This is a genomic window from Mucilaginibacter mallensis (assembly GCF_900105165.1).
Classification (GTDB): domain Bacteria; phylum Bacteroidota; class Bacteroidia; order Sphingobacteriales; family Sphingobacteriaceae; genus Mucilaginibacter; species Mucilaginibacter mallensis.
Map to the genome: position 1 here is coordinate 4731729 of NZ_LT629740.1, position 23654 is coordinate 4755382.

Here is a 23654-nt window from a genome sequence, read left to right on the forward strand (position 1 = left end):
TTGCAAAAGATCAGCACACATAGCATTATTCTCATTATCATCGGCATAATTACCGTGGGGTTGGGAATAATGATCTTTATTGATCCACCTTCTATTTACCCCGATCCCAGCCATGGCTTCCAGGTGCTGCGCTCCATGCAAATGGGCAGCAAATTCAATATGCTGGTAAGCCCTAATCAGGATGATATCTCAAAAAACAACTCCGACTTTTTAACCTGGTGGTCGCCGGGGCAATATTTGATCCCTTATTGGTTCAAACTATTATTTGGTCTAAACACCGGCCGTGCATCGGCACTGCTCATTATTATTTTTCAGTTGTCAGGCTTAGCCGGTTTTTATTGTTTTTTCAAAAAAATAGGGTTCACATCGCTTGTATCAGCCATTAGCCTGGTGCTTATTATTTGCCAGCAGGCATTTATCATTCCCTACATCTTTTATAGCGGCGGCGAGATTTTGATCTTCGGCTTCGAAGGCTGGTTTTTATACGGATGTATCGCAATAGAGAAACCAGGCATCAAACTATTACTATTTGTACTGCTATCCGGCTGGATAGGCTTTTTATGCAAATCATCATTTATGTGGGTGTATGTAGCCGGGCTCGCATGCCTTTGGCTGCGCCTGTCTGCAATTAAAAGCCGGCTTAACATTCAGCACTTAATTAAGAACGGTATATGGCTCGCCATTCCGGCTGCCATATCGCTTGCGGCCATTTATGTTTTTTTCCTGTCGAAAGGCGCTAACCCTGCATCAAATTCAACCGGATTTACGGCAAGCTGGCAGGCTATCGGTTTCCCACTAGGCTCACCCCTGCTTTCAGGCTTTTCGGTTGACGACCTTTTACATGGCTTAATATTTCACCAACCCGGTAATACCTTAACACCTGCTTATGTATTGCCTATTTTACTTTTAACGGTGTTGGTAAGCTTGATCTTGATTTTGGCCATTGTGCGTTATGTGCCTAAAAATAATTACCGCTTGTTCATAATTGTTTTTTACGTTATATCGGTATTATTTTTTAGCGTCGCATTTTTGCGTCAGCTTAATATCTCCTATGAGAGCCGCCACTTCCGCATCCTAAGCCTGATGCTGGCGCCTGGGATCATTTATTTGTTTAGCAAATTCAAACCAGTATATCAGATTCTTTTTGGGTTGATATGTCTTTACATAGCTTTTATTAACTATTCAACCCTGGCACGAATTCATGAGGTGAATAGCCTGAGTGCGAGGGGAAATACAGGAATAGCGCAGCAATCCATCGATCAGCCATCATTAGATTATGTATTGCAGCTTGATAAGCAAAACACCAATGCTATATTCGCTTTCACAACACCTGATGTTGGTTTGGAAATAGAACACAACCGCATCATCACGCTCGATCAGCCGCCGGCAAATATTCCTTTTGATAATGATGATTATAGCTATGATGGTCACGCCGGACCATTATACATTGTACTGCCCGCAAGTTATGACGGAGCACAGGCTAGTATGATTATGAAATTCTTCCGGGGGTATAAGGACTTCTCCATTCAAAAACTTAGCCCGATGTACACGTTGTACTCGGCTAAGTAATTCCACACAAGCTTTTTATTATTGTTCTTTATTGATCTCTGTCCAAAGGAGGTCCTTTAGCTCATTAATCCCTTTTTGAGCTACCGATGATATAAAGATCGACGGAACATCCTGCGGCACTTCCTTCTTCATTTCCTGCAGTAACTCATCGTCCAGCATATCCGATTTGGTAATAGCCAATACACGTGGTTTGTGGATCAGTTCGGGATTATACTCCTGTAATTCCTTCAACAGGATGTTGTATTCTTCTTTTATAGTACGATTGGTATCAGCAGGCACCATGAATAATAATACCGAGTTACGCTCGATATGTCTCAGGAACCTAAAGCCTAAGCCCTTGCCCTGCGATGCACCCTCTATGATACCCGGAATATCCGCCATGACGAACGATCTGCCGTTACGGTAGGCAACTATACCCAAATTAGGCACAAGCGTTGTAAAGGCGTAATCGGCTATCTCCGGCTTTGCTGCCGAAACTACTGATAACAGCGTTGATTTACCCGCATTAGGGAAACCAACCAAACCAACATCAGCCAGTAATTTTAGTTCAAGTACGTTCCATTCCTCCTTGCCATCTTCGCCGGGTTGTGCAAAGCGCGGGGTTTGGAAGGTTGATGTTTTAAAATGCCAATTGCCTAATCCTCCCCTGCCTGCTTCGGTAAGTATGCGGGTTTCGCCATCCTGGGTTATTTCAAATAATGTTTCACCGGTTTCTGAATTTTTTGCGATAGTACCCAGTGGTACTTCCAATATCTCGTCCCTGCCGGTTTTCCCGCTTTTTTGTGAGCTCCCGCCCGATTCACCGTCGCCTGCAATTACGTGTTTACGGAATTTAAGATGCAACAAAGTCCAAAGCTGTGCATTGCCTTTAACGATCACGTGCCCGCCTCTGCCGCCATCACCACCATCAGGACCACCCATAGCGGTATGCTTATCGCGGTGCAAATGCGCCGAACCCGACCCACCATGCCCCGAACGGCAGCATATCTTCACATAATCAACAAAATTTGAACCCTGGGACATCTCTTTTTTATTTTAGTCGGAAAGTCTTTAAGTCAGCAAAGTCCGAAAGTTTAAGCAAATTGCCTATACTTCCGGACTTTACAAATTATTTAGCTTTCTGCGTTTATTATTTTTTTAACCAGGAATCAATAATAACGTTTATCGTGGCAAATATCTCATCTACTGATCCAATACCATTAATGCTGTTAAATTTATCCTGTTGTTTATAAAAACCGGCAACTGGTGCCGTTTTATCATTGTATTCATGTATACGCTTGCGGATGATCTCCGGATTAGCATCATCCGGGCGGCCTGAATCTTTTCCTCTTAATAATAGCCGGCGCTCTAATTCATCATCATCAACTTCCAGGGCAATCATGCCTGATATTAATGATGATTTAGTTTCAAGCAAAACATCCAAAGCTTCAGCTTGAGCAACTGTGCGTGGAAAACCATCGAAAATAAATCCCTTTCCATCCTTATTGGCATCCAGTTTATTGCTGATCATACCAATAACAACCTCGTCAGGAACTAATTTACCATGATCCATCAACTTCTTTGCTTCTAAACCTAGTGGTGTTCCCTGTGATATCTCCCCGCGCAAAAGATCACCTGTAGATAGGTGGATCAGGCCATATTTTTCAATAAGTTTTTGTGATTGAGTACCTTTGCCTGCTCCGGGCGGGCCGAACAATACCAAGTTTAGCATGCTTATATCAAATTAAAAGCCTTCCGGTACAATTACTGAAAGGCTTGATATTTTTGCGCACCTAAGGATTTTATCCTTGTGATATAGTGCAATTCTATGTGCACTTGAAGGGAGTCGAACCCCTAACCTCCTGATCCGTAGTCAGGTGCTCTATCCAATTGAGCTACAAGTGCTAAGTCTTCACTAAAATCGGCCCTAATGTTATAACGACTATAACTGCCTTTTTTAACGGACTGCAAAAATAGGATTTTTATTTTAATCCCCTAAAAAAATGTAAAATTACTTTACGATCGCTGCTATTGCATTAAAATCAGGCAGATCTGTTGCTACTTCAAGCACCTCTGCGTAGATAATATTTTGCTCTTCGTCAATAACAAAGGCCGCGCGTTTTGATACGCCTTTTAAGCCAAAAACAAAGTTTTCATATATAGAACCGTATGCTGTTGATACTTCCTTGTTAAAATCCGACAGCAGATCAAACTGGTAATTATTCTCTTCTTTAAACTTAGCCAGTGTAAAAGGCGAATCAACTGAGATACCTAAAATCACCGCGTTTAAGCCCTCATAATAGCCAAAGCTATCGCGCATGGTGCATAGCTGGGTGGTACAAGTGCCTGTAAAAGCCATCGGGAAAAAGTGGATAACAACTTTTTTGCCCTTAAAATCAGCCAAGGAAACTTCCTTCAATGCTGATGAATATAAAGTGAACTGCGGAGCTGGTTGACCTGGTTGGAATGACATAAGTTTTTTTTCTGCAAATAAATGATAATAAAACTAAAGTCTGGCTTCTGATCATAATCCAATGGTCAAAATATTTAATTTATTTAAACCGGGGAGATGATATGAACTGATATTAAGCTTAAATTTATAGGTATAAACCTTCAAAATGAAGTCCATCGTAGCCCTGTTATTTTTCCTTTTCCTGCTCAGCAGCCTGGCATCCGCGCAGAAAAAACAGGCTGTGCCCAATTATATATTAAGGGGGACTTTTACCGGCAAACACAGTCATGCATTGTTCCTGGATTATAAAGACAATAACGGAAAAAAAATCCGGCGGAAGGCTTACATCAAAGAGGATAAATTTACATTCAAAGGTTGGATCAGCAGCCCCGTTTATGCCACCCTTATGAGCGATATTAAAGTGATGCCCAACAATAAGTACGACGTGTCAAATGGTACTGAAATATTTTTAAGTCCGGGCGAGATGACCGTTTCCCTGCACGAAAATGATTTTGAGCATGCAAAAATAACAGGATCGCAAATGCAGGATGATTGGGATGAATTAATTAAACAGGAAAAGCCTATCCAACAAAATAAACTTTCATTATATAATAAATCATGGAAAATATCAGCCGGAGGCAATACACCGAAAAACCATGCGGCTGTTGTAGCCATTGGTGGAAAAATTGATTCATGTGATGAATTGGTAAAACAAATGGATTATCGGTTTGCCTTTACACATCCCAACTCTTATTTAAGCGCCTACCTGGTCAACAATTATATAGAGGAGCTACCGCTTGATACTATTGAAAGGTATTATAATACATTTTCTTCATCTGTAAAAAACAGTATTGCAGGGCTAAGCATACAGAAAGAATATACTTATCGTAAGGCTTCTGCCCGGGGAAGTATAGCACCATTATTTACTAAAACAGATATAAATGGACACCCATTTAACCTGCAATCGTTCAAGGATAAAAATTATGTAATGCTTATATTCTGGGCAAGTTGGTGCCAATGCGATGATTATCAACATTTAAACCAGTTATATGCTAAATATCATACTAAGGGTTTGGAAATCGTTGGCATATGTACTGATTTTGTAACCCCCGGCTGGAAGGATACTATAAATAAACATGGCACTAAAAACTGGCATCATATAGCAGAAAATATGGGGACATCTAAATATAACAACATACTAGAAGTAATGTATAATATTAATGGGATGCCGCCTTCTACTATTTTCCTGATAGATAAGAAAGGTAAGATCATCGGTCGTTATTATGGCAGCATTCAACAGGACTTTGAGAGAAGAATTGACGAAGGAACGCTGAATGACCTGGATAAAAAGTTAGCCCAGGTCATCCCCAATAACTAACCAATTAGTTTTAACTTTATTTAACAAACAGGCTGGTTATCAATACCTATCTTTAGGTTTCTCATTAAACCTTATTCGTTATGCTTAAAAACTACATTAAAACAGCCTTTCGCAGCCTGTTAAAAAACAAGGGCTTTACCTTTATAAATGTACTGGGCCTGGCCTTAGGTTTGGCTACCTGCCTGCTGATCGTTTTTTATGTTTTTGATGAATTAAGCTACGACCGCTATAACACCAAGGCTGACCGCATTTATCGTGTAAATACGGATATGAAATATGGCGGCAACATCAGTTCATTTGCCATTGCCCCGCCACCTTTGGCAGCCGCTATCAGAACTAATTTCCCCGAAATTGAAGCTACTACCCGGTTAATTAAATCTTTAGATACCCGTATCAGGAAAGGGAATGAGAATGTAATTGAAGATAAGGTAGCCTATGCAGACCCATCAGTTTTCGCTGTGTTTACTTTACCCATGTTGTCCGGCGACCCGAAAACTGCACTGGTAGAACCAAATACTATAGTTATAAGCGAATTGGCAGCACGGAAATATTTTGGCAGTACCAACGTAGTTGGTAAATATTTGCACTTGGTTGGAGAGAATAGAGATTACAAAATAACAGGTGTCATTCGCAACATGCCGACACAATCTCATTTTAATTTCGACTATTTTATATCTATGGCCGCAATACCATCAAGCAAAGAGCAGAACTGGAATAGTATTGTTTATAGCACCTATATATTATTTAAACAGTCAGGTAATCATGAGAATTTCGTATCTAAATTAAATAAACTCTTTTACCAGAATTTTGGAGCGACAAATTATGCTACGCTTACTAAAAGTGGTAATTACCTAAAATTGAACTTAACGTCGCTAAAGGATATCCATCTGCAATCAAACCGCCAGTACGAATTGGGTACCAACAGCAGCATAACCTATGTTTATATTTTCGGAGCAATCGCGTTGTTTGTATTGCTCATCGCCTGTATCAATTTCATGAACCTTTCCACCGCACGTTCCGCCAATCGTGCCCGCGAGGTAGGTGTGCGCAAGGTATTAGGCTCATCGCGTAAAAGCCTCATCGCCCAGTTTATTTCCGAATCATTATTGGTAACGCTGTTCGCTACCATTATAGCTGTGTTGGCTGCATGGGCATTGTTGCCGCTGTTCAATCAAATATCGGGCAAACAATTAACCTTATCTGCCCAATTACTGGGCTGGTTAATCCCGTCATTATTGGTAATGATTGTTGTAGTTGGCGTATTGGCGGGCTCTTACCCGGCTTTTTACCTGTCGGGATTTAAGCCCATCAATGTATTAAAGGGCAAATTGTCAATTGGTTTTAAGGGCAGCAACTTCCGCAACTTTTTGGTGGTGCTGCAGTTTTCTATTTCTATTTTCCTCATCATAGGTACATTGGTAATCTATAATCAGCTCAATTATATTCAGCATAAAGATCTCGGCTTTAACCGCAGTCAGGTTTTAGTTATAAAATATGTTGATGTGCTGGATAATGCCAAAACGCTTAAACAGGAGATCAAGCAATTACCCGGCGTAGCAAACGCTACGCTGAGCAGCTTTATACCTACCGGCAGCTTAAGGGCGCCTGATGCAGTATTCACCAACAAAACACCCGATGGTAAAAGTGCTTTGTTTACCGAAATATGGCCGGTAGACGAGGATTACCTCAACACTATGGGCATGAAGCTGGCCACAGGCCGTAATTTTTCCAGTGAGCTTATATCGGATTCATCCACTGTTATTATTAATGAAACCGCTGCACGCATGCTGGGTTTTGCCAAAGATCCGCTGAATAAAAAATTATACAAAGTAGATGGGCCAAGTAAATCGATAAAGGAATACAGCGTTATTGGTGTGGTAAAGGATTTTAATTTCAGTTCCTTACGGAATAATATTACACCTGTGGTTATGCTACTGGGTAATAACACAGGCGCTTTAAGTGTTAAGATAGATGCCAAAAATATGACACCCTACGTCGCCAAAATAGAAAACTCGTGGAACTCCGTTTCGCCAAACCAGCATTTCCAATATTCGTTTATGGATGCCGATTTTGATGCAGCTTACCGTTTTGAGCAGCGCACGGGCAAGCTGTTCTTGTCGTTTACCGTATTCGCCCTCATCATCGCCTGCCTCGGCTTATTCGGCCTGGCCGCCTATGCCGCCGAACAGCGTAATAAGGAAATCGGTATCCGCAAGGTACTTGGAGCCAACCTATCTACAGTGATTGCGCTGCTGTCAAAAGATTTCATCAAACTGGTATTAATATCCATAGCTATCGCCACCCCATTAGCCTGGATGGCCATGCACAAATGGTTGGAAGGTTTCGCCTACAGGCAAAATATACAATGGTGGGTTTTGATTGTTACCGGTTTGGGTGCTATCCTTATCGCGTTTATTACTATCAGTTTTCAGGCTATCAAGGCGGCGCTGGTAAACCCGGTTGAAAGTTTAAGGAGCGAATAAGGCCGTTTTGTAAGCGTAAATTTACAAACAGAACTACCTCATTAGGGTTATATTAGCGAAATATTTACCCCTATGAAAGCAGTTATCATAACCCAGCCCGGCGGACCGGAAGTTTTGCAGATAGCAGAAAGGCCCAAACCCGAAATTACCGCCGATGAGGTGCTGGTTAAAGTTGCTGCCGCGGGTATTAACCGCCCTGATGTATTTCAGCGTAAAGGGAATTATCCGCCCCCGCCCGGAGCTCCACAGGATATCCCCGGACTGGAAATCGCCGGCCTTATTGTTAAGGTTGGTGCAAACGTTACCCGTTGGAAGGAAGGCGACCGCATATGTGCCTTGCTCAACGGCGGCGGCTATGCCGAATATTGCAGCGTACCCGCCGGGCAATGCCTCCCAATACCCGACGACCTATTATATATAGAAGCTGCATCCCTGCCTGAAACTTTTTTCACCGTGTGGAGCAATGTGTTTGATCGCGCCAAACTAAAAAAGGGTGAAAGTCTGCTGGTACACGGCGGCTCGGGTGGTATTGGCGTTGCAGCCATACAAATGGCAAAAGCTATGGGCAGCACCGTTTATACTACTGCAGGATCGGATGATAAATGCCGTGAATGCGAAAAACTCGGCGCAACAAAGGCCATCAACTATAAAACAGAAAACTTTAAAGATGCAATCCAGCAATTAACTAATGGCAAAGGTGTTGATGTAATACTGGATACCATCGGTGGAGACTACACACCTCTAAATCTCCAATCACTGGCTGATGAGGGCCGCTTAGTACAGATCAACAGCGTAAAAGGCAAGGATGCACAGGTTGACCTATCCTTAGTAATGCGCAAACGCATCACCATAACCGGCTCTATGCTGCGCTCGCGAGATGTGGCTTTTAAAGCGGCTATCGCACACAGTCTTGAAACAAACATCTGGCCCTTTTTGGCATCCCACGAAATAAGGCCTGTTATATATGAGGTGTTCCCGGCGGCAAAAGCAGCCCAGGCACATCAATTAATGGATAGCGGTAACCATACCGGCAAGATCATTTTGAGTTTTGAGGCATAAAATATATTATCTATTGTTTATAATAAATTAGCATTGTTGAAGCTAATTGATACTCATTACAATAGGCGTCAAAAAATTCTATCACAACTATTTAAATATTTGACAAGAAAGCTTAACTTTGCGCTCCGAAATAGTGGGAAATATTATTTCGTATTAATTTTTTATAAATTACCAGGTTATATATGCCAAACATTGGAAAAATATCACGGATAATAGGTCCGGTAGTTGACGTAAGCTTTACTGACAACGCACATCTTCCTAAAATTTTTGACGCCTTAGAGATTACAAAGGACAATGGCCAAAAAATCATTCTTGAAGTTCAGCAGCATTTAGGCGAAGATCGCGTACGTGCCATAGCGATGGACTCAACAGATGGTTTATTGCGCGGAATGCCTGTACTTGATACTGAAGCTTCTATTAAAATGCCGGTTGGTGATGATATCAAAGGTCGCGTTTTTAACGTAGTTGGTGATGCTATCGACGGTATTCCTAATCTTGACAAATCAAAAGGACGCTCTATCCATGCTATGCCTCCAAGGTTCGAAGATCTTTCGACCGAAACTGAAGTACTTTTCACAGGTATTAAAGTTATCGACTTATTGGAGCCTTATGTAAAAGGTGGTAAGATCGGTTTATTCGGTGGTGCTGGTGTTGGTAAAACAGTATTGATCCAGGAACTGATCAACAACATTGCAAAAGCATACTCTGGTTTATCAGTGTTTGCTGGTGTAGGTGAGCGTACCCGTGAAGGTAACGACTTACTGCGTGAGATGTTGGAATCAGGCATTATAAAATATGGTGATGCATTTATGCATTCAATGGAAGAAGGCGGATGGGACCTATCAGCAATTGACCCTGAAGCTTTAAAAGATTCAAAAGCAACCTTCGTTTTCGGACAAATGAACGAGCCTCCTGGTGCACGTGCACGTGTGGCGCTTTCAGGTTTAACTATCGCTGAGTATTTCCGCGATGGTGACGCAGAAGGCAAGGGCCGTGATATATTATTCTTTATTGATAACATCTTCCGCTTTACACAAGCAGGTTCTGAAGTATCGGCTCTTTTAGGCCGTATGCCTTCAGCGGTAGGTTACCAGCCAACACTGGCTACTGAAATGGGTACCATGCAGGAGCGTATCACATCAACCAAACGTGGTTCAATTACCTCTGTACAGGCGGTATATGTACCTGCGGATGACTTGACTGACCCTGCACCGGCTACAACATTTGCCCACTTAGATGCTACAACCGTACTTTCACGTAAAATTGCCGAGCTTGGTATCTACCCTGCGGTAGATCCTCTGGATTCAACTTCACGTATCCTTAGCCCTGCTATTTTAGGCGACGAGCATTACAACACTGCTCAACGTGTTAAGGAAACATTACAACGTTACAAAGAGCTGCAGGACATTATCGCGATCCTGGGTATGGACGAGTTATCTGAAGAAGATAAACTGGTTGTATCACGTGCGCGCCGTGTTCAGCGTTTCTTATCACAACCGTTCCACGTTGCTGAGCAGTTCACCGGCTTAAAAGGCGTTTTGGTTGATATTAAAGAAACCATCAAAGGCTTTAACATGATTATGGATGGCGAAGTTGATGAGTATCCTGAAGGTTCATTCAACCTTGTAGGCAGCATTGAAGAAGCTATTGAAAAAGGTAAAAAATTATTAGCGGAAGCTAATAACTAGTAGCAAGTACTTAGTATCAAGTAGCAAGACAAATTTTGACTTGCTACTTGATATCATCTTTACTTGATACCTGATACTAAATACTTGATACAAAAAAAATGACTTTAGAAATCCTTACTCCTGATAAAAAAGTATTTGAAGGCGAAGCCACTTCGGTAACGCTGCCGGGTACATTAGGCTCATTTGAAATTTTGAACCACCATGCTCCTATTATCTCAACCCTGCAAGATGGTAAGTTAGTAGTACGCGGCTCAGGTAAAGAAGAAATATTTTTTATACAAGGCGGCGTTGTTGAAGCCTTAAATAATGTAGTTACCGTATTAGCAGAGGGCATCACCCACAAATAAGACGAAACTTACAAAGATTTATAGAAAGCCCTTCGGTATTGCCGGAGGGCTTTTTTTGTGGGGTTGATTAATTAAATAGATGAAATAATTAATTAGGACAAATCCTTTTCCGTAGGATCTTCGTAATACCAAGAGTCACCCGAAATATTTCTGTTAATTTTTATCAAGTTATCAAGCACAAACTCTTTTTCACCAATTTGGTTTGTTTCGAATATCCCAGATCTTATCAATTTTAAACTATTATTATCAATTAATTCTGTTTTTAAAGCCAAATTGTATCCTCCAATTGGGGGCGTTGTTTGAATTCCTTTGACACTATGATATAAAATTCCATCCATATATATATGTGATTTATCTTCAATATCATCTATATTTCCCCAATTTGGTTGTTTTTCAAATTGATCATCAAAGAGATAATTGCTATAGCATGCGGTTAGCCAATATTGTAGATGTGACTCCTTTTTGATAGGAAGTTCAAACAATTCATTTATGTAATCAAAAAAGTCTTTTATAAATTGTTCTTTAGCAAATTGGTTATACTTCTCTTTTAATTCTATTTGGTGTGACTCTGTGCCTTCATGTGTGAAATTTCCAAATCTCATATCTATTACATAAATATCCTTTGTCACTTCCCACATACCCACTTCTAAACGTTCGCTATTTTTCGTAAAGACTTTGTTTTGATCATCACTTTCAGAAATAAAATAAGAACACTCCCCAATAGATAAATGTCGAGTTGTGGAGCAATAGAAATGTCTCTGTTCTGGCTCACTACAACGATTAAAATATGGGTAATCATATTCTATAGGCCTATAACTTAAATATTTTTTTCGACCGAGTGTAATATCATTTCTATAAATTGGAACAGTACGATATACAAAATCGCCTTTTCGTATTACATTAATCAAAACAGGCATTTTACTAAATAAAACATCATAAAGAACATTCTTTAAATTTGGGTATTCAGAGAAATTAATTTCTTTTTTTAGTTTGATTATGTTTAATAATTCAGTCGGGGTAATTAACATTTATTATTAAGAATTTATAAAAAAAATAATTAACTTATTGACTGCGCCAACATCAACAAAAAAGGCATAGCTTTCCCATAATCCAATAACTCATATTCCAAACCCATCACTCGTATATTATTATAATAGGTTTGATGATGATCGTAATAGAATTTCTCTGATTGGATGAACCAGGCCTTATCTTCCAGCTTTTGAGCCAGGAACCATTTTTCAAGTAACCGGGCAGTCCTACCGTTGCCATCATCAAAAGGATGGATCTTCACAAAAACAAGATGGATGAGCGATGCAAAGAACAGTGTTTCTTCAAAACTCAATTCCGCACCCAGTAATACAGCGATATCATTATATAATTTATCAAGTTCTGGTTTAACCAAATTTGGCGGACAGGCAACATATTCTATTTTACCATCGGCTGTTGTTACAAACATATTCCCGGTCCTTATCTTACCGCGATATACCTTTTGCAAAATATGCTGTGTTAATAATATATGGGCTTGTTTAATGGCATCAGCAGTTAAAGCATTATTTTGAGCAAACTGGTAAGCTTCATACAGATCATCAATCTTTTGAGTATGATCAGGCAAAAACTTCACGCCCCATTTTTTATGTTTGATAAAGGAATCCAGTTCAATATCCGCTCCCTCTATCTTAGAAGAAAACACAGCTGAAACCGAAGTATAAAAGCTGAAAGTATCTGCTGATAGTTCGCTATCCTTTAAATTTTCAAAATTTGCAGAAACAGATTTATTTACTTGCTGCAAATAATCATTTAATAAAGCGGTAGGCAATATTTCAAACTGTATTTCTTCCATGCTGATAACTCTTCACAAAGTAAGATAAATTGGGCTTTGTTTGTGATAATTTTTTGTGATAAAATCCCATTTCAGGAAGAAAATCGACACTTTACTATGCATGCATAAAATCGATACCGAATACCGTTTTAAACTTTGGTATGTTTTGTTAAAAATTATATTACGCATAATTTTAATAATAAAAAATATAATTTCGTATATTTAAAATAAACATCTATAATATACTAAATAAAAATAAAGGGTTGTGTGTATTGTTATTCGCGATAGCTATATCTACCTTACAAATACGGATTTGCAGAGATTCAGTAAATCTAAATCAATAAAGAACCTGTAACAAAATTAGTATAAATATTCTACCATAATGAGCGCACCTGATACAACAGAAGCAATAGAATTGAACCGGTACAGTAAAACCTTTACCCAGGATCCTACGCAGCCAGCAGCACAGGCCATGCTATACGGAATCGGCTTAACCGACGACGATATGCAGAAACCACAGGTAGGTGTAGCAAGCATGGGTTATGATGGTAACACCTGTAACATGCACCTTAATGATCTTGCTAAAATAATTAAACAAGGTATTTGGGATGCAGAAATGGTTGGTCTTATCTTCCACACTATTGGTGTGAGCGATGGCATGAGCAACGGTACCGAAGGTATGCGCTATTCATTGGTTAGTCGTGATATTATCGCCGATTCAATTGAAGCAGTTGTTGGTGCTCAATATTATGATGGTGTTATCACCCTGCCGGGCTGTGATAAAAATATGCCGGGCTCTATTATGGCAATGGGACGTTTAAACCGCCCGTCGATAATGGTATATGGTGGTACTATTAAACCGGGCCACTGGAAAGGTGAAGACCTGAACATCGTATCAGCATTCGAGGCCTTAGGCCAAAAAATGGCAGGCACTATTAGTCCGGAGGACTTTATGGGCGTAATAAAAAATGCCTGTCCGAGCGCCGGAGCTTGCGGTGGTATATACACTGCAAACACCATGGCTGCAGCTATCGAGGCTTTGGGCATGAGCTTACCTTATTCATCGTCAAACCCTGCTTTAAGCGAAGAGAAGAAAGCAGAATGTTTAGCAGCAGGAAAAGCGATCAAGATCTTATTAGCAAAAGACATAAAACCGACAGACATCATGACCCGCGAAGCATTCGAGAATGCGATCGTAGTTATTATGGTATTGGGTGGATCAACCAACGCGGTATTGCACTTAATTGCAATGGCAAAAAGCGTAGGCATAAAAATTACCCAGGACGATTTCCAGGCGGTAAGCAACCGCATCCCTGTTTTGGCTGATATGAAGCCAAGCGGTAAATACATGATGGAAGACCTGCACAAAGTAGGCGGCGTACCTGCGGTAATGAAATATTGCTGGGACCAGGGATGGCTGCATGGTCATTGCTTAACTGTAACAGGTAAAACAATTGCCGAAAATCTACAGGAAATACCATCAATCAATTTCGATACACAGAAAATAATCCTGCCGGTTGAAAATCCTATCAAGGCTACCGGTCACTTACAGATACTATACGGAAACCTTGCCGAAGGCGGCAGCGTAGCCAAGATCACCGGTAAAGAAGGCACCAGCTTTGAAGGCCCTGCACGCGTGTTTGATGGTGAGTTTGAATTGATCCACGGTATACAAAGCGGTCGCGTTGAAAAAGGTGATGTAGTGGTTATCCGCAACGTTGGCCCTAAGGGCGCGCCTGGCATGCCTGAGATGTTAAAACCTACATCAGCCATATTTGGCGCAGGCTTAGGCAGTTCAGTAGCATTAATTACTGATGGCCGTTTCTCTGGTGGCACACATGGTTTTGTGGTTGGCCACATCACCCCTGAAGCTTATGACGGCGGTGGTATCGCTTTTGTAAAAGATAACGACAGGATCTTTATTGATGCCATTAACCGCACCATTAATGTAATGATCAGCGACGAAGAATTTGCGGCCCGTAAAGCAGCCTGGGTAAAACCAGCACTTAAGGTTACAAAAGGTGTTTTATATCGCTATGCAAAAACAGTTACCTCAGCTGCTGAAGGCTGTGTAACAGATGAAATGGAATAAGCCCCCTAACCCCCTAAAGGGGGAACAAGAGGGTAATAAAAAGATATAAATTAATAAATTAAACAAAAATTCCCCCTTTAGGGGGTTAGGGGGCTTTATGGAAGTTGCACAACAGGAAGTACTAACAACACCGGCAGCAAAAGAAGCTGTTGAAGTTTCAGGGTCAGTAGCATTATTAGAAGCATTGATCACTGAAGGTGTGGATACCATTTTTGGCTATCCGGGTGGCGCTATTATGCCTATTTATGACGCTTTGTATGATTACAAAGAAAAATTAAACCACATACTGGTCCGTCATGAGCAGGGCGGCATACATGCCGGTCAGGGCTATGCGCGTACCTCAGGTAAAGTCGGTGTCGTCTTCGCAACAAGCGGGCCGGGTGCAACTAACCTGGTAACTGGTTTGGCTGATGCACAAATTGATAGCACGCCATTAGTATGTATCACCGGCCAGGTGTTTGCACACCTGTTAGGTACTGATGCTTTCCAGGAAACTGATGTGATCAATATTACCACCCCAGTTACCAAATGGAACTACCAGGTAACTGATGCTAATGAGATTCCTGAAGTGATCGCTAAGGCTTTCTATATAGCTAAAAGCGGCCGCCCCGGACCTGTTTTGATCGACATCACCAAAAACGCGCAGATCCAGAAGTTCGATTATAAAGGCTATGTAAAATGTAACCATATCCGTAGCTACAGGCCAAAACCTATCGTTCGCCATCAATATATCGAAGAAGCTGCGGCTTTGATCAATCAGGCTAAAAAACCATTTGTATTATGGGGACAAGGCGTAATATTAGGCAGTGCCGAGCAGGAGTTTAAAGCTTTCATCGAAAAAAGCGGTATTCCTTCAGCTTGGACAATCCTTGGCGCAGGCGCTATCCCAACAGATCACCCGCTTAACGTGGGTATGCTGGGCATGCATGGCAACTACGGCCCTAACGTGCTGACTAATGATTGCGATGTATTGATCGCCATCGGTATGCGTTTTGATGACCGTGTAACCGGTCGTTTAGACAAATACGCCAAACAGGCTCAGGTTATCCATTTGGATATTGACCCGGCTGAGATCGACAAGAACGTAAAAACAACCGTACCTGTTTGGGGCGATTGTAAAGAAACCTTGCCATTGCTTACCGCTTTGGTTGATAAAAAAGAACATACCGAATGGCTTAAACTTTTTAATGAGTACACTCAAAAAGAAGTTGACGCGGTAATACATACCGAGCTGAACCCAACATCAGAAGAGATGACCATGGGCGAGGTGATCAAACAACTGAATGAGTTAACTAATGGCGATGCCGTTATTGTGACCGACGTTGGCCAGCACCAGATGGTGGCCTGTCGTTATGCACAGTTCAACAAAACACGCAGCAACGTTACCAGCGGTGGTTTAGGCACTATGGGCTTTGCATTACCAGCAGCCATAGGCGCTAAATTTGGCGCTCAGGAACGTGATGTTGTTGCCATTATTGGTGACGGTGGTTTCCAGATGACCTTACAGGAGCTGGGTACTATTATGCAAACAGGTGTTGATGTTAAGATCATCATCCTTAACAACCGATTCTTAGGCATGGTGCGCCAATGGCAGGAATTATTTAACGAGCGCCGCTACTCATTTGTTGATATCCAAAGCCCTGATTTTGTGGCACTGGCTGCGGCTTACCGCATAGCTGGCAAATGCATTAATAACAGGGAAGATCTGGTACCTACATTAAAAGAAATGATAGCCCACAAAGGTTCATACCTGTTAGAAGTAATGGTAACTAAAGAGAATAACGTATTCCCGATGGTACCGCAGGGATGCAGCGTAAGTGAGATCAGGCTTAAATAAACCCCTAAGAGATTAAAAGATGAGCAATCAAGATACAGAAAAGCAGGAATTTAACATCACGGTTTATACGGAAAACCAAATTGGTCTTTTAAACCGGATAGCTATTATATTTACACGCCGTAAGATCAATATCGACAGCCTGAATACTTCTCCGTCAGAAATAGAGAGTATCCACCGCTTTAATATTGTGATCACTGAGTCGGAGGATGTGGTACGCAAGCTAACCCGCCAGATTGAAAAACAGGTGGAAGTTTTAAAAGTATACTACCATACCAATGCCGATGTGATATGGCAGGAACTGGCTTTATACAAGGTATCAACAGATGTGATAGCCGAGAAGGTAAGTGTGGAACGTTTATTGCGCGAAAATGGTGCACGTGTTGTAGTTTTGCGTAAAGACTATACCGTTTTTGAAACCACCGGTCACCGCGAGGAGACTGATAACCTGATAGCCATTTTACAACCTTACGGCCTCATAGAGTTTGTACGCAGTGCAAGAGTAGCTATTATTAAGGATAGCGAAGGCTTTAACTCTAAACTACGTGAGTTTGAAAGACTGGAACCAGGTGAAGATGTGATTGAGAACGAATACCTGAATAAAGGGCAAAAAGTGTTCAGCATGTAGCCCAATCCCGTAAGGGAAACCAATTAGTTAACTGATAGAATTTAAATATAAAAATCGGTGAGATCACCCCAAAATCGGTGAGATCACAAAAATCAAAAATCAAAACAATGGCAAAATTAAATTTCGGCGGTAGTGAAGAAAATGTAGTAACCCGCGAGGAGTTCCCTTTATCAAAAGCTCAGGACGTATTAAAAGATGAAGTTGTAGCTGTTATCGGTTACGGCGTTCAGGGTCCGGGCCAGGCATTAAATCAAAAAGACAATGGTATCAACGTTATCGTTGGTCAGCGCAAAGGCACCAAAACTTGGGATAAAGCTGTTGCAGATGGCTTTGTACCGGGCGAAACCCTTTTTGAAATTGAAGAAGCCCTTGAAAGAGGAACTGTTATTTGCTATTTATTAAGCGATGCAGCACAGATTGCTTTATGGCCAACTGTTAAAAAACACTTAACTCCGGGCAAAGCATTATATTTTTCACATGGTTTCGGTATTACTTTCAACGAGCAAACCGGTATCATCCCTCCTGCTGATGTTGACGTATTTTTAGTTGCTCCAAAAGGATCTGGTACTTCATTACGCCGCATGTTCCTGCAAGGCCGTGGCTTAAATTCAAGCTACGCTATCTTCCAGGATGCTACAGGTAAAGCATTTGACAGGGTTATCGCTTTAGGTATCGCAGTTGGTAGCGGTTACTTATTCGAAACTAACTTCAAAAAAGAAGTTTATAGCGATTTAACCGGCGAGCGTGGTACACTAATGGGTTGTATCCAGGGTATCTTCGCTGCTCAGTACGATGTATTGCGCGCAAACGGTCACTCACCATCTGAAGCCTTCAACGAAACTGTTGAAGAGTTAACCCAATCATTAATGCCACTTGTTGCTGAAAATGGTATGGACTGGATGTATGCAAATTGCTCAACTACTGCACAACGTGGTGCTTTAGATTGGTGGAAAAAATTCCGCGATGCTACTAAACCAGTATTTGAAGATCTGTACAAAAGTGTTGCAACAGGTGTTGAATCACAACGCTCAATCGACTCAAACAGCCAGCCTGATTACCGCGAAAAACTGGATGCAGAATTAAAAGAACTGCGTGACAGCGAAATATGGCAAGCAGGTAAAACTGTACGCAGCCTACGCCCTGAAAACCAGGTTGTAGAAGCGTAAGCCCCCTAACCCCCTAAAGGGGGGAACAATAAAGGATAATAAGTAGCGATGGGTTTGAAACCCATCGCTATAATAAAATAATAAAATTTGTCATTGCGAGGAGGTACGACGCGGCAACCTCGTCGCCAAACTAACTAAGAGATTGCCACGCTATCGCTCGCAATGACATAATGAATAAGTTTATGGGACAAACACTTTTTGACAAGATTTGGGATGCACACGTCGTCAGTAGCAACGAGGGTTTTCCCGACATTTTATACATCGACACGCACTTTATACATGAAGTAACCAGTCCGCAGGCATTTGATGGCTTGCGCGCACGGGGGTTACCGGTCTTCAGGCCAAAACAAACGGTTGCCACAGCCGACCACAACGTTCCTACATGGAACCAGCACCTACCCATCAAAGAAGAACTTTCCCGTTACCAGGTTGACATGCTCACAAAAAATTGTGCAGAATTTGGTATTGAATTATATGGCTTAGGCCACCCCTTCCAGGGCATTGTACACGTAATAGGCCCTGAACTGGGCATTACCCGCCCTGGAGGTACTTATGTTTGCGGCGATAGCCACACCTCAACCCATGGCGCTTTTGGTGCCATAGCGTTTGGTATAGGCACATCGCAGGTGGAGCAGGTAATGGCAACACAGTGCCTGTTACAACAACGCCCAAAACGCATGAAGATTGAAGTTAACGGCCAATTGCAAAAAGGCGTTGGCGCTAAGGATATCATCCTATATATCATTTCAAAAACATCTGCCGCTGGCGGTACAGGTTATGCTGTTGAATATGCAGGCGATACGATCCGCTCGTTAAGTATGGAAGGTCGCATGACCATCTGTAACATGAGCATTGAAATGGGTGCCCGTTGCGGCCTTATCGCACCCGACGAAACCACTATTAACTATGTAAAAGGCCGCGAATTTGCCCCTAAAGGCGAAGAGTGGGATAAGGCAGTTGCTTACTGGCAAACGCTGTACTCTGATGAAGATGCAGATTTTGATGCCATATTAAGCTTTAACGCCGAAGATATTGAACCAATGATCACCTACGGAACTAACCCGGGCATGGGCATTGGCGTTACACAGCACGTGCCGGAGACCTTATCTTTTGAGGAGAAGGAACAAGGATCATACAAAAAAGCATTGGCTTACATGGGCCTGCATGATGATGAGCAGTTGCTGGGCAAACCTATTGATTATGTATTTATCGGCAGCTGCACCAACTCACGCATTGAGGATTTGCGCCAGGTAGCTGAGTTTGTAAAAGGAAAGCACAAGGCCGATAATGTTACGGTTTGGGTGGTTCCTGGATCAAAACAGGTACAGGAACAAGCCATCCGCGAAGGTTTGGACAAGATATTTGATGCAGCCGGTTTCCCGCTGAGAGAGCCAGGATGCAGCGCCTGCTTAGGTATGAATGAGGATAAGATCCCGGCAGGTAAATACTGCGTATCAACCTCAAACAGGAACTTTGAAGGCCGCCAGGGACCAAACTCACGTACATTTTTAGCCAGCCCGCTAACCGCCGCAGCAAGCGCGATTACGGGTAAGGTTACGGATATAAGAGAGTTTTTAAAGTCTGAACCAGAATTAAGCGAATTAATGAATTGATAGAATTAATGGAAGCCAATAAAAATGCAGCATCACAATTTAACGATTGCACCAGCAAAATTATTGGTAGTGCAATGCGAGTGCACTCTGCATTAGGAAATGGCTTTCAGGAAGTGATCTATCAAAGAGCGTTAGAAATTGAAATGAGCTTAGAAGGACTCGGATTTGTAAGAGAAATGGAAATGCCTATCTTTTATAGAGAAGAACACATAGGAACAAGACGGGTAGATTTTTTTGTTGAAGGCGAAATAATGGTTGAGTTAAAAGCGATTATTGAATTAGAAGATGTTCATTTGGCCCAGGCAATTAATTATCTCGAAGCTTATAACATTAAAACAGGCTTGCTTATAAATTTCGGAAGTAAAAGTTTACAATTTAAGCGCTTATTAAATAAAAAATATAAACTCAACGTGAATTAAATAATTAATTGAATTTACCAATTTATGTAATTCTAAAAATTCAATTAATTCTAAAAATTCAGGTTCAGACATTAAATATGATTTTAGAAGTAGCCGTACTAAATGTGATACCTGGTCAGGAAGATGAGTTTTTAAAAGCATTTTCCAAAGCACAAAACATCATATCACAAATGAAAGGTTATATCTCGCACCAGCTAAAAAGATGTATTGAAAATACAAGTCAGTTCATTTTATTGGTTGAATGGGAAACACTAACCGATCATACAGAGGGTTTCAGAGGATCAAAAGAATACCAGGAATGGAAAGGGTTATTACATCATTTTTATGACCCCTTCCCTACTGTTGAACATTATGAATAGAGATTAGAGGCTGGAGGTTAGAGATTAGAAAATCAATGACCAATGACTCGATGACTAATGACATATAATTATGGCAACCAAAATATTCAAACACATACAAACCAGCGTTGTGCCGCTACCTATCGAGAATATCGATACGGACCAGATCATACCTGCACGTTTTTTAAAGGCCACTACCCGCGAGGGCTTTGGCAATAACCTGTTCCGCGATTGGCGTTTTGATGAGAACGATAACCCTAAGCAGGATTTCGTGCTCAACAACCCAAATTATAGCGGTAAAATACTGGTTGCAGGCAAAAATTTCGGTTGCGGAAGCAGCCGCGAGCACGCAGCCTGGGCCATTGCCGATTATGGTTTTGATGCCGTAGTAAGCAGCTTCTTCGCTGATATTTTTAAAGGTAATGCCCTTAACAACGGTTTATTACCGGTACAGGTGAGCGATGAATTTTTACAAAAGATCTTCGACGCGGTTTTTGAAGATGAACACGCGGTAGTAGAAGTTAACCTGGTTGATCAGTTCATTAAAATAGTAGCCACCGGCGAAACAGAAGCTTTTGAAGTTAACCCCTACAAAAAAGCCTGCATGACCAACGGTTATGATGATATTGATTACATCCTGAGTAAAAAAGAATTAATAGCGGAGTTTGAAAGCCCCCTAGCCCCCTAAAGGGGGAACTGTTAGCGGTTTAACATGATTAATAAATAATGAGTACTACAGAAAATAATGCTTCTAAAACTCCCCCTTCAGGGGGTCGGGGGGCCAAACACATATTAGTAATACCCGGTGATGGCATCGGACCGGAAGTAACAACCTGGGGAAAAGCCGTATTAGAGCAAATTGGCAAGGATTTTGGCCATGAATTTACGTTTGACGAGGCATTGATGGGCCACGTTGCTATTGAGGCAACCGGCAATCCATTACCTGATGAAACTTTGGCAAAAGCAAAAGCCAGCGATGCCATACTGTTTGGCGCGGTTGGCCATGCTAAATATGATAATGACCCATCTGCCAAGGTTCGCCCGGAGCAGGGTTTATTGAAGATACGTAAAGAGTTGGGTCTGTATGCCAACCTGCGCCCCATCATGTTATTTGATGAGTTGTTGGAAGCATCAAGCCTTAAACCAGAGATATTAAAGGGAACGGATATTTTGTTCTTCCGCGAATTGACAGGTGATGTTTATTTCGGCGAGAAAAAACGCAGCGAGGACAGGAATACTGCTTCCGACCTGATGATCTATTCACGTTACGAGGTTGAACGCATCGCGATAAAAGCATATGAGGCTGCACGTGTTCGTGGCAAAAAATTATGTTCGGTAGATAAGGCCAATGTACTTGAAACCTCACGCCTATGGCGCGAAGTGGTTCAGGAGATAGCCAAAAACTATCCGGATGTAGAGACTGAGCACATGTTCATTGATAACGCCGCTATGCAACTGGTTAAAAACCCTAAAAAGTTTGATGTGGTATTAACCGCCAATCTTTTCGGTGATATTTTAACTGATGAGGCATCGCAGATAGCAGGATCAATGGGTATGTTGGCATCGGCATCAATTGGTGATGGTACCGGTTTCTTTGAGCCCATCCACGGTTCGGCACATGATATCGCCGGCCAGGATAAAGCTAATCCGCTGGCATCAATGCTATCAGTAGCGCTAATGCTGGAAATTGGTTTCGGTTTGAAAGAAGAAGCTAAAAAGGTAACTGATGCAATTGATAAAGCATTAAAAGATGGCTACCGCACAGGCGATATCGCGGATAGCAAAACTGATAAAAGCAAAATATTAGGTACCAAAGCCATGGGGCAAAAGGTACTGGAGTATTTAAGTTAAAAGTCAAAAAATGACTCTATAACCAATGACACAATAACTAATGCCAAAAAAATCGGTGTAATTAAAAAATCATCGGTGTAATCAAAATAATATGAAATGGAACGCAGAATTGTATGACGACAAACACTCCTTCGTATTTGAATACGGAGAGAATGTACTGGAATTGCTGGACATCAAACGCCGTGAGCAGATCCTGGATCTGGGTTGCGGTACAGGCCAGCTGACGGAGCGCATACAGGAACGCGGTGCTGTAGCCACAGGCATTGATGCTTCACCAGAGATGATAAAAGCAGCACAGGAGAAATACCCTAATGTGCATTTTGAAGTTGCTGATGGTGCCAATTTTCATTTCGATAAACAGTTTGATGCCGTTTTTTCAAACGCCACCCTGCATTGGATCTTAAAACCTGATGCAGCCATTAAATGTGTATATGATGCATTAAAACCCGGCGGCCGTTTTGTTGCCGAAATGGGTGGAAAAGGCAACGTGCAGAAAATGATCTCGGCTACGCAAAAAGTATTGAGAGAGCATGGTTATGAAGCTTTGGCTGATAAAACCATATGGTATTTCCCGTCACTGGGCGAATATACCACTCGTTTAGAGGCGCAAGGCTTCAGGGTAACATTTGCGGCACATTTCGACCGTAAAACACAATTACAGGATGGCGATATGGGCGTAACCAAATGGATCTGCATGTTCGGCAACCAGTTTATGGAAGGCATACCCAAAGACGAAAAAATGCAAATATTAAGCGAAATAACCGACATACTTGAACCCGACTATAACGAAGACGGCCAATGGTATGCTGATTACAAGAGATTAAGGTTTATAGCAATAAAAGAATAGCGAAGCTAGTATCAAGTAGCTAGTATCAGGTATCAAGATTTTTAGCGCCATGCTTCTGTCCTGATACTTGATACTAAATACTTGATACCAAA

21 protein-coding genes and 1 tRNA gene are annotated in these 23654 nt (G+C 41.6%); 16 read left to right on the top strand and 6 right to left on the bottom strand.

The window, feature by feature from the left end; all coding sequences use genetic code 11:
- Window positions 1-1569 carry a hypothetical protein gene (locus BLU33_RS19240; RefSeq protein ID WP_157682265.1) on the top strand — a complete coding sequence of 523 codons (1569 nt, stop codon included), beginning with the start codon at window positions 1-3 and terminating at the stop codon, window positions 1567-1569.
- An 18-nt stretch (window positions 1570-1587) separates the two neighbouring features.
- Here the strand turns inward: BLU33_RS19240 and obgE are convergent, their stop codons facing one another.
- From obgE to BLU33_RS19260, 4 genes are all read right to left on the bottom strand, one after another.
- Window positions 1588-2592, bottom strand: coding sequence for a GTPase ObgE (gene obgE / locus BLU33_RS19245; protein WP_091376883.1), 1005 nt, complete (start codon window positions 2590-2592; stop codon window positions 1588-1590).
- Window positions 2593-2698: 106 nt separating this feature from the next.
- On the bottom strand, window positions 2699-3280 hold the full coding sequence (locus BLU33_RS19250; protein ID WP_091376886.1) for an adenylate kinase: 582 nt from the start codon (window positions 3278-3280) through the stop codon (window positions 2699-2701).
- Between the two features lie 99 nt (window positions 3281-3379).
- A tRNA-Arg gene (locus BLU33_RS19255) sits at window positions 3380-3453 on the bottom strand.
- Window positions 3454-3559: 106 nt separating this feature from the next.
- Window positions 3560-4021: a redoxin domain-containing protein gene (locus BLU33_RS19260; RefSeq protein WP_091376889.1), complete on the bottom strand. Its 462-nt coding sequence runs from the start codon at window positions 4019-4021 to the stop codon at window positions 3560-3562.
- A gap of 145 nt (window positions 4022-4166) precedes the next feature.
- Between BLU33_RS19260 and BLU33_RS19265 the strand changes: the two genes are divergently transcribed.
- From BLU33_RS19265 to atpC, 5 genes are all read left to right on the top strand, one after another.
- On the top strand, window positions 4167-5378 hold the full coding sequence (locus BLU33_RS19265; protein ID WP_091376890.1) for a TlpA disulfide reductase family protein: 1212 nt from the start codon (window positions 4167-4169) through the stop codon (window positions 5376-5378).
- 80 nt (window positions 5379-5458) lie between these two features.
- Window positions 5459-7861 carry an ABC transporter permease gene (locus BLU33_RS19270; RefSeq protein WP_091376894.1) on the top strand — a complete coding sequence of 801 codons (2403 nt, stop codon included), beginning with the start codon at window positions 5459-5461 and terminating at the stop codon, window positions 7859-7861.
- Between the two features lie 72 nt (window positions 7862-7933).
- Window positions 7934-8920, top strand: coding sequence for an NAD(P)H-quinone oxidoreductase (locus BLU33_RS19275; protein WP_091376897.1), 987 nt, complete (start codon window positions 7934-7936; stop codon window positions 8918-8920).
- Between the two features lie 182 nt (window positions 8921-9102).
- Window positions 9103-10608, top strand: a complete 1506-nt coding sequence (gene atpD, locus BLU33_RS19280; protein ID WP_091376900.1) for a F0F1 ATP synthase subunit beta — start codon at window positions 9103-9105, stop codon at window positions 10606-10608.
- 98 nt (window positions 10609-10706) lie between these two features.
- Entirely contained in the window at window positions 10707-10955 is a 249-nt protein-coding gene (gene atpC / locus BLU33_RS19285) for an ATP synthase F1 subunit epsilon (RefSeq protein WP_091376903.1), read from the top strand.
- 92 nt (window positions 10956-11047) lie between these two features.
- On the opposite strand, the gene BLU33_RS19290 is transcribed toward atpC, so the two are convergent.
- Window positions 11048-11983, bottom strand: coding sequence for a hypothetical protein (locus BLU33_RS19290; RefSeq protein ID WP_091376906.1), 936 nt, complete (start codon window positions 11981-11983; stop codon window positions 11048-11050).
- A gap of 29 nt (window positions 11984-12012) precedes the next feature.
- A complete protein-coding gene (locus tag BLU33_RS19295; RefSeq protein ID WP_091376910.1) occupies window positions 12013-12795 on the bottom strand; it encodes a Fic family protein in 783 nt (260 codons plus the stop codon).
- A 361-nt stretch (window positions 12796-13156) separates the two neighbouring features.
- Between BLU33_RS19295 and ilvD the strand changes: the two genes are divergently transcribed.
- The 10 genes from ilvD (at window position 13157) to BLU33_RS19345 (ending at window position 23562) form a co-directional block, all read left to right on the top strand.
- Window positions 13157-14866, top strand: coding sequence for a dihydroxy-acid dehydratase (gene ilvD, locus BLU33_RS19300; RefSeq protein ID WP_197684523.1), 1710 nt, complete (start codon window positions 13157-13159; stop codon window positions 14864-14866).
- A 97-nt stretch (window positions 14867-14963) separates the two neighbouring features.
- On the top strand, window positions 14964-16703 hold the full coding sequence (ilvB, locus tag BLU33_RS19305) for a biosynthetic-type acetolactate synthase large subunit (protein WP_091376914.1): 1740 nt from the start codon (window positions 14964-14966) through the stop codon (window positions 16701-16703).
- A gap of 19 nt (window positions 16704-16722) precedes the next feature.
- The gene (gene ilvN, locus BLU33_RS19310) at window positions 16723-17328 is read left to right on the top strand and encodes an acetolactate synthase small subunit (protein WP_091376917.1); all 606 of its coding nucleotides are present in this window, start codon (window positions 16723-16725) and stop codon (window positions 17326-17328) included.
- A gap of 107 nt (window positions 17329-17435) precedes the next feature.
- Window positions 17436-18494 (top strand): ketol-acid reductoisomerase, encoded by a 1059-nt coding sequence (gene ilvC, locus BLU33_RS19315; RefSeq protein WP_091380798.1) that lies wholly within the window; start codon window positions 17436-17438, stop codon window positions 18492-18494.
- 182 nt (window positions 18495-18676) lie between these two features.
- The gene (gene leuC / locus BLU33_RS19320; protein WP_091380801.1) at window positions 18677-20107 is read left to right on the top strand and encodes a 3-isopropylmalate dehydratase large subunit; all 1431 of its coding nucleotides are present in this window, start codon (window positions 18677-18679) and stop codon (window positions 20105-20107) included.
- Between the two features lie 8 nt (window positions 20108-20115).
- Window positions 20116-20526 carry a GxxExxY protein gene (locus BLU33_RS19325; RefSeq protein ID WP_091376920.1) on the top strand — a complete coding sequence of 137 codons (411 nt, stop codon included), beginning with the start codon at window positions 20116-20118 and terminating at the stop codon, window positions 20524-20526.
- A gap of 77 nt (window positions 20527-20603) precedes the next feature.
- On the top strand, window positions 20604-20885 hold the full coding sequence (locus BLU33_RS19330) for an antibiotic biosynthesis monooxygenase family protein (protein WP_091376924.1): 282 nt from the start codon (window positions 20604-20606) through the stop codon (window positions 20883-20885).
- Between the two features lie 70 nt (window positions 20886-20955).
- The gene (gene leuD, locus BLU33_RS19335; protein ID WP_091376927.1) at window positions 20956-21552 is read left to right on the top strand and encodes a 3-isopropylmalate dehydratase small subunit; all 597 of its coding nucleotides are present in this window, start codon (window positions 20956-20958) and stop codon (window positions 21550-21552) included.
- A gap of 38 nt (window positions 21553-21590) precedes the next feature.
- The gene (leuB, locus tag BLU33_RS19340) at window positions 21591-22715 is read left to right on the top strand and encodes a 3-isopropylmalate dehydrogenase (protein WP_091376930.1); all 1125 of its coding nucleotides are present in this window, start codon (window positions 21591-21593) and stop codon (window positions 22713-22715) included.
- 91 nt (window positions 22716-22806) lie between these two features.
- Window positions 22807-23562 (top strand): class I SAM-dependent methyltransferase, encoded by a 756-nt coding sequence (locus BLU33_RS19345; protein WP_091376933.1) that lies wholly within the window; start codon window positions 22807-22809, stop codon window positions 23560-23562.
- The last annotated feature ends 92 nt before the right edge of the window (window positions 23563-23654 follow it).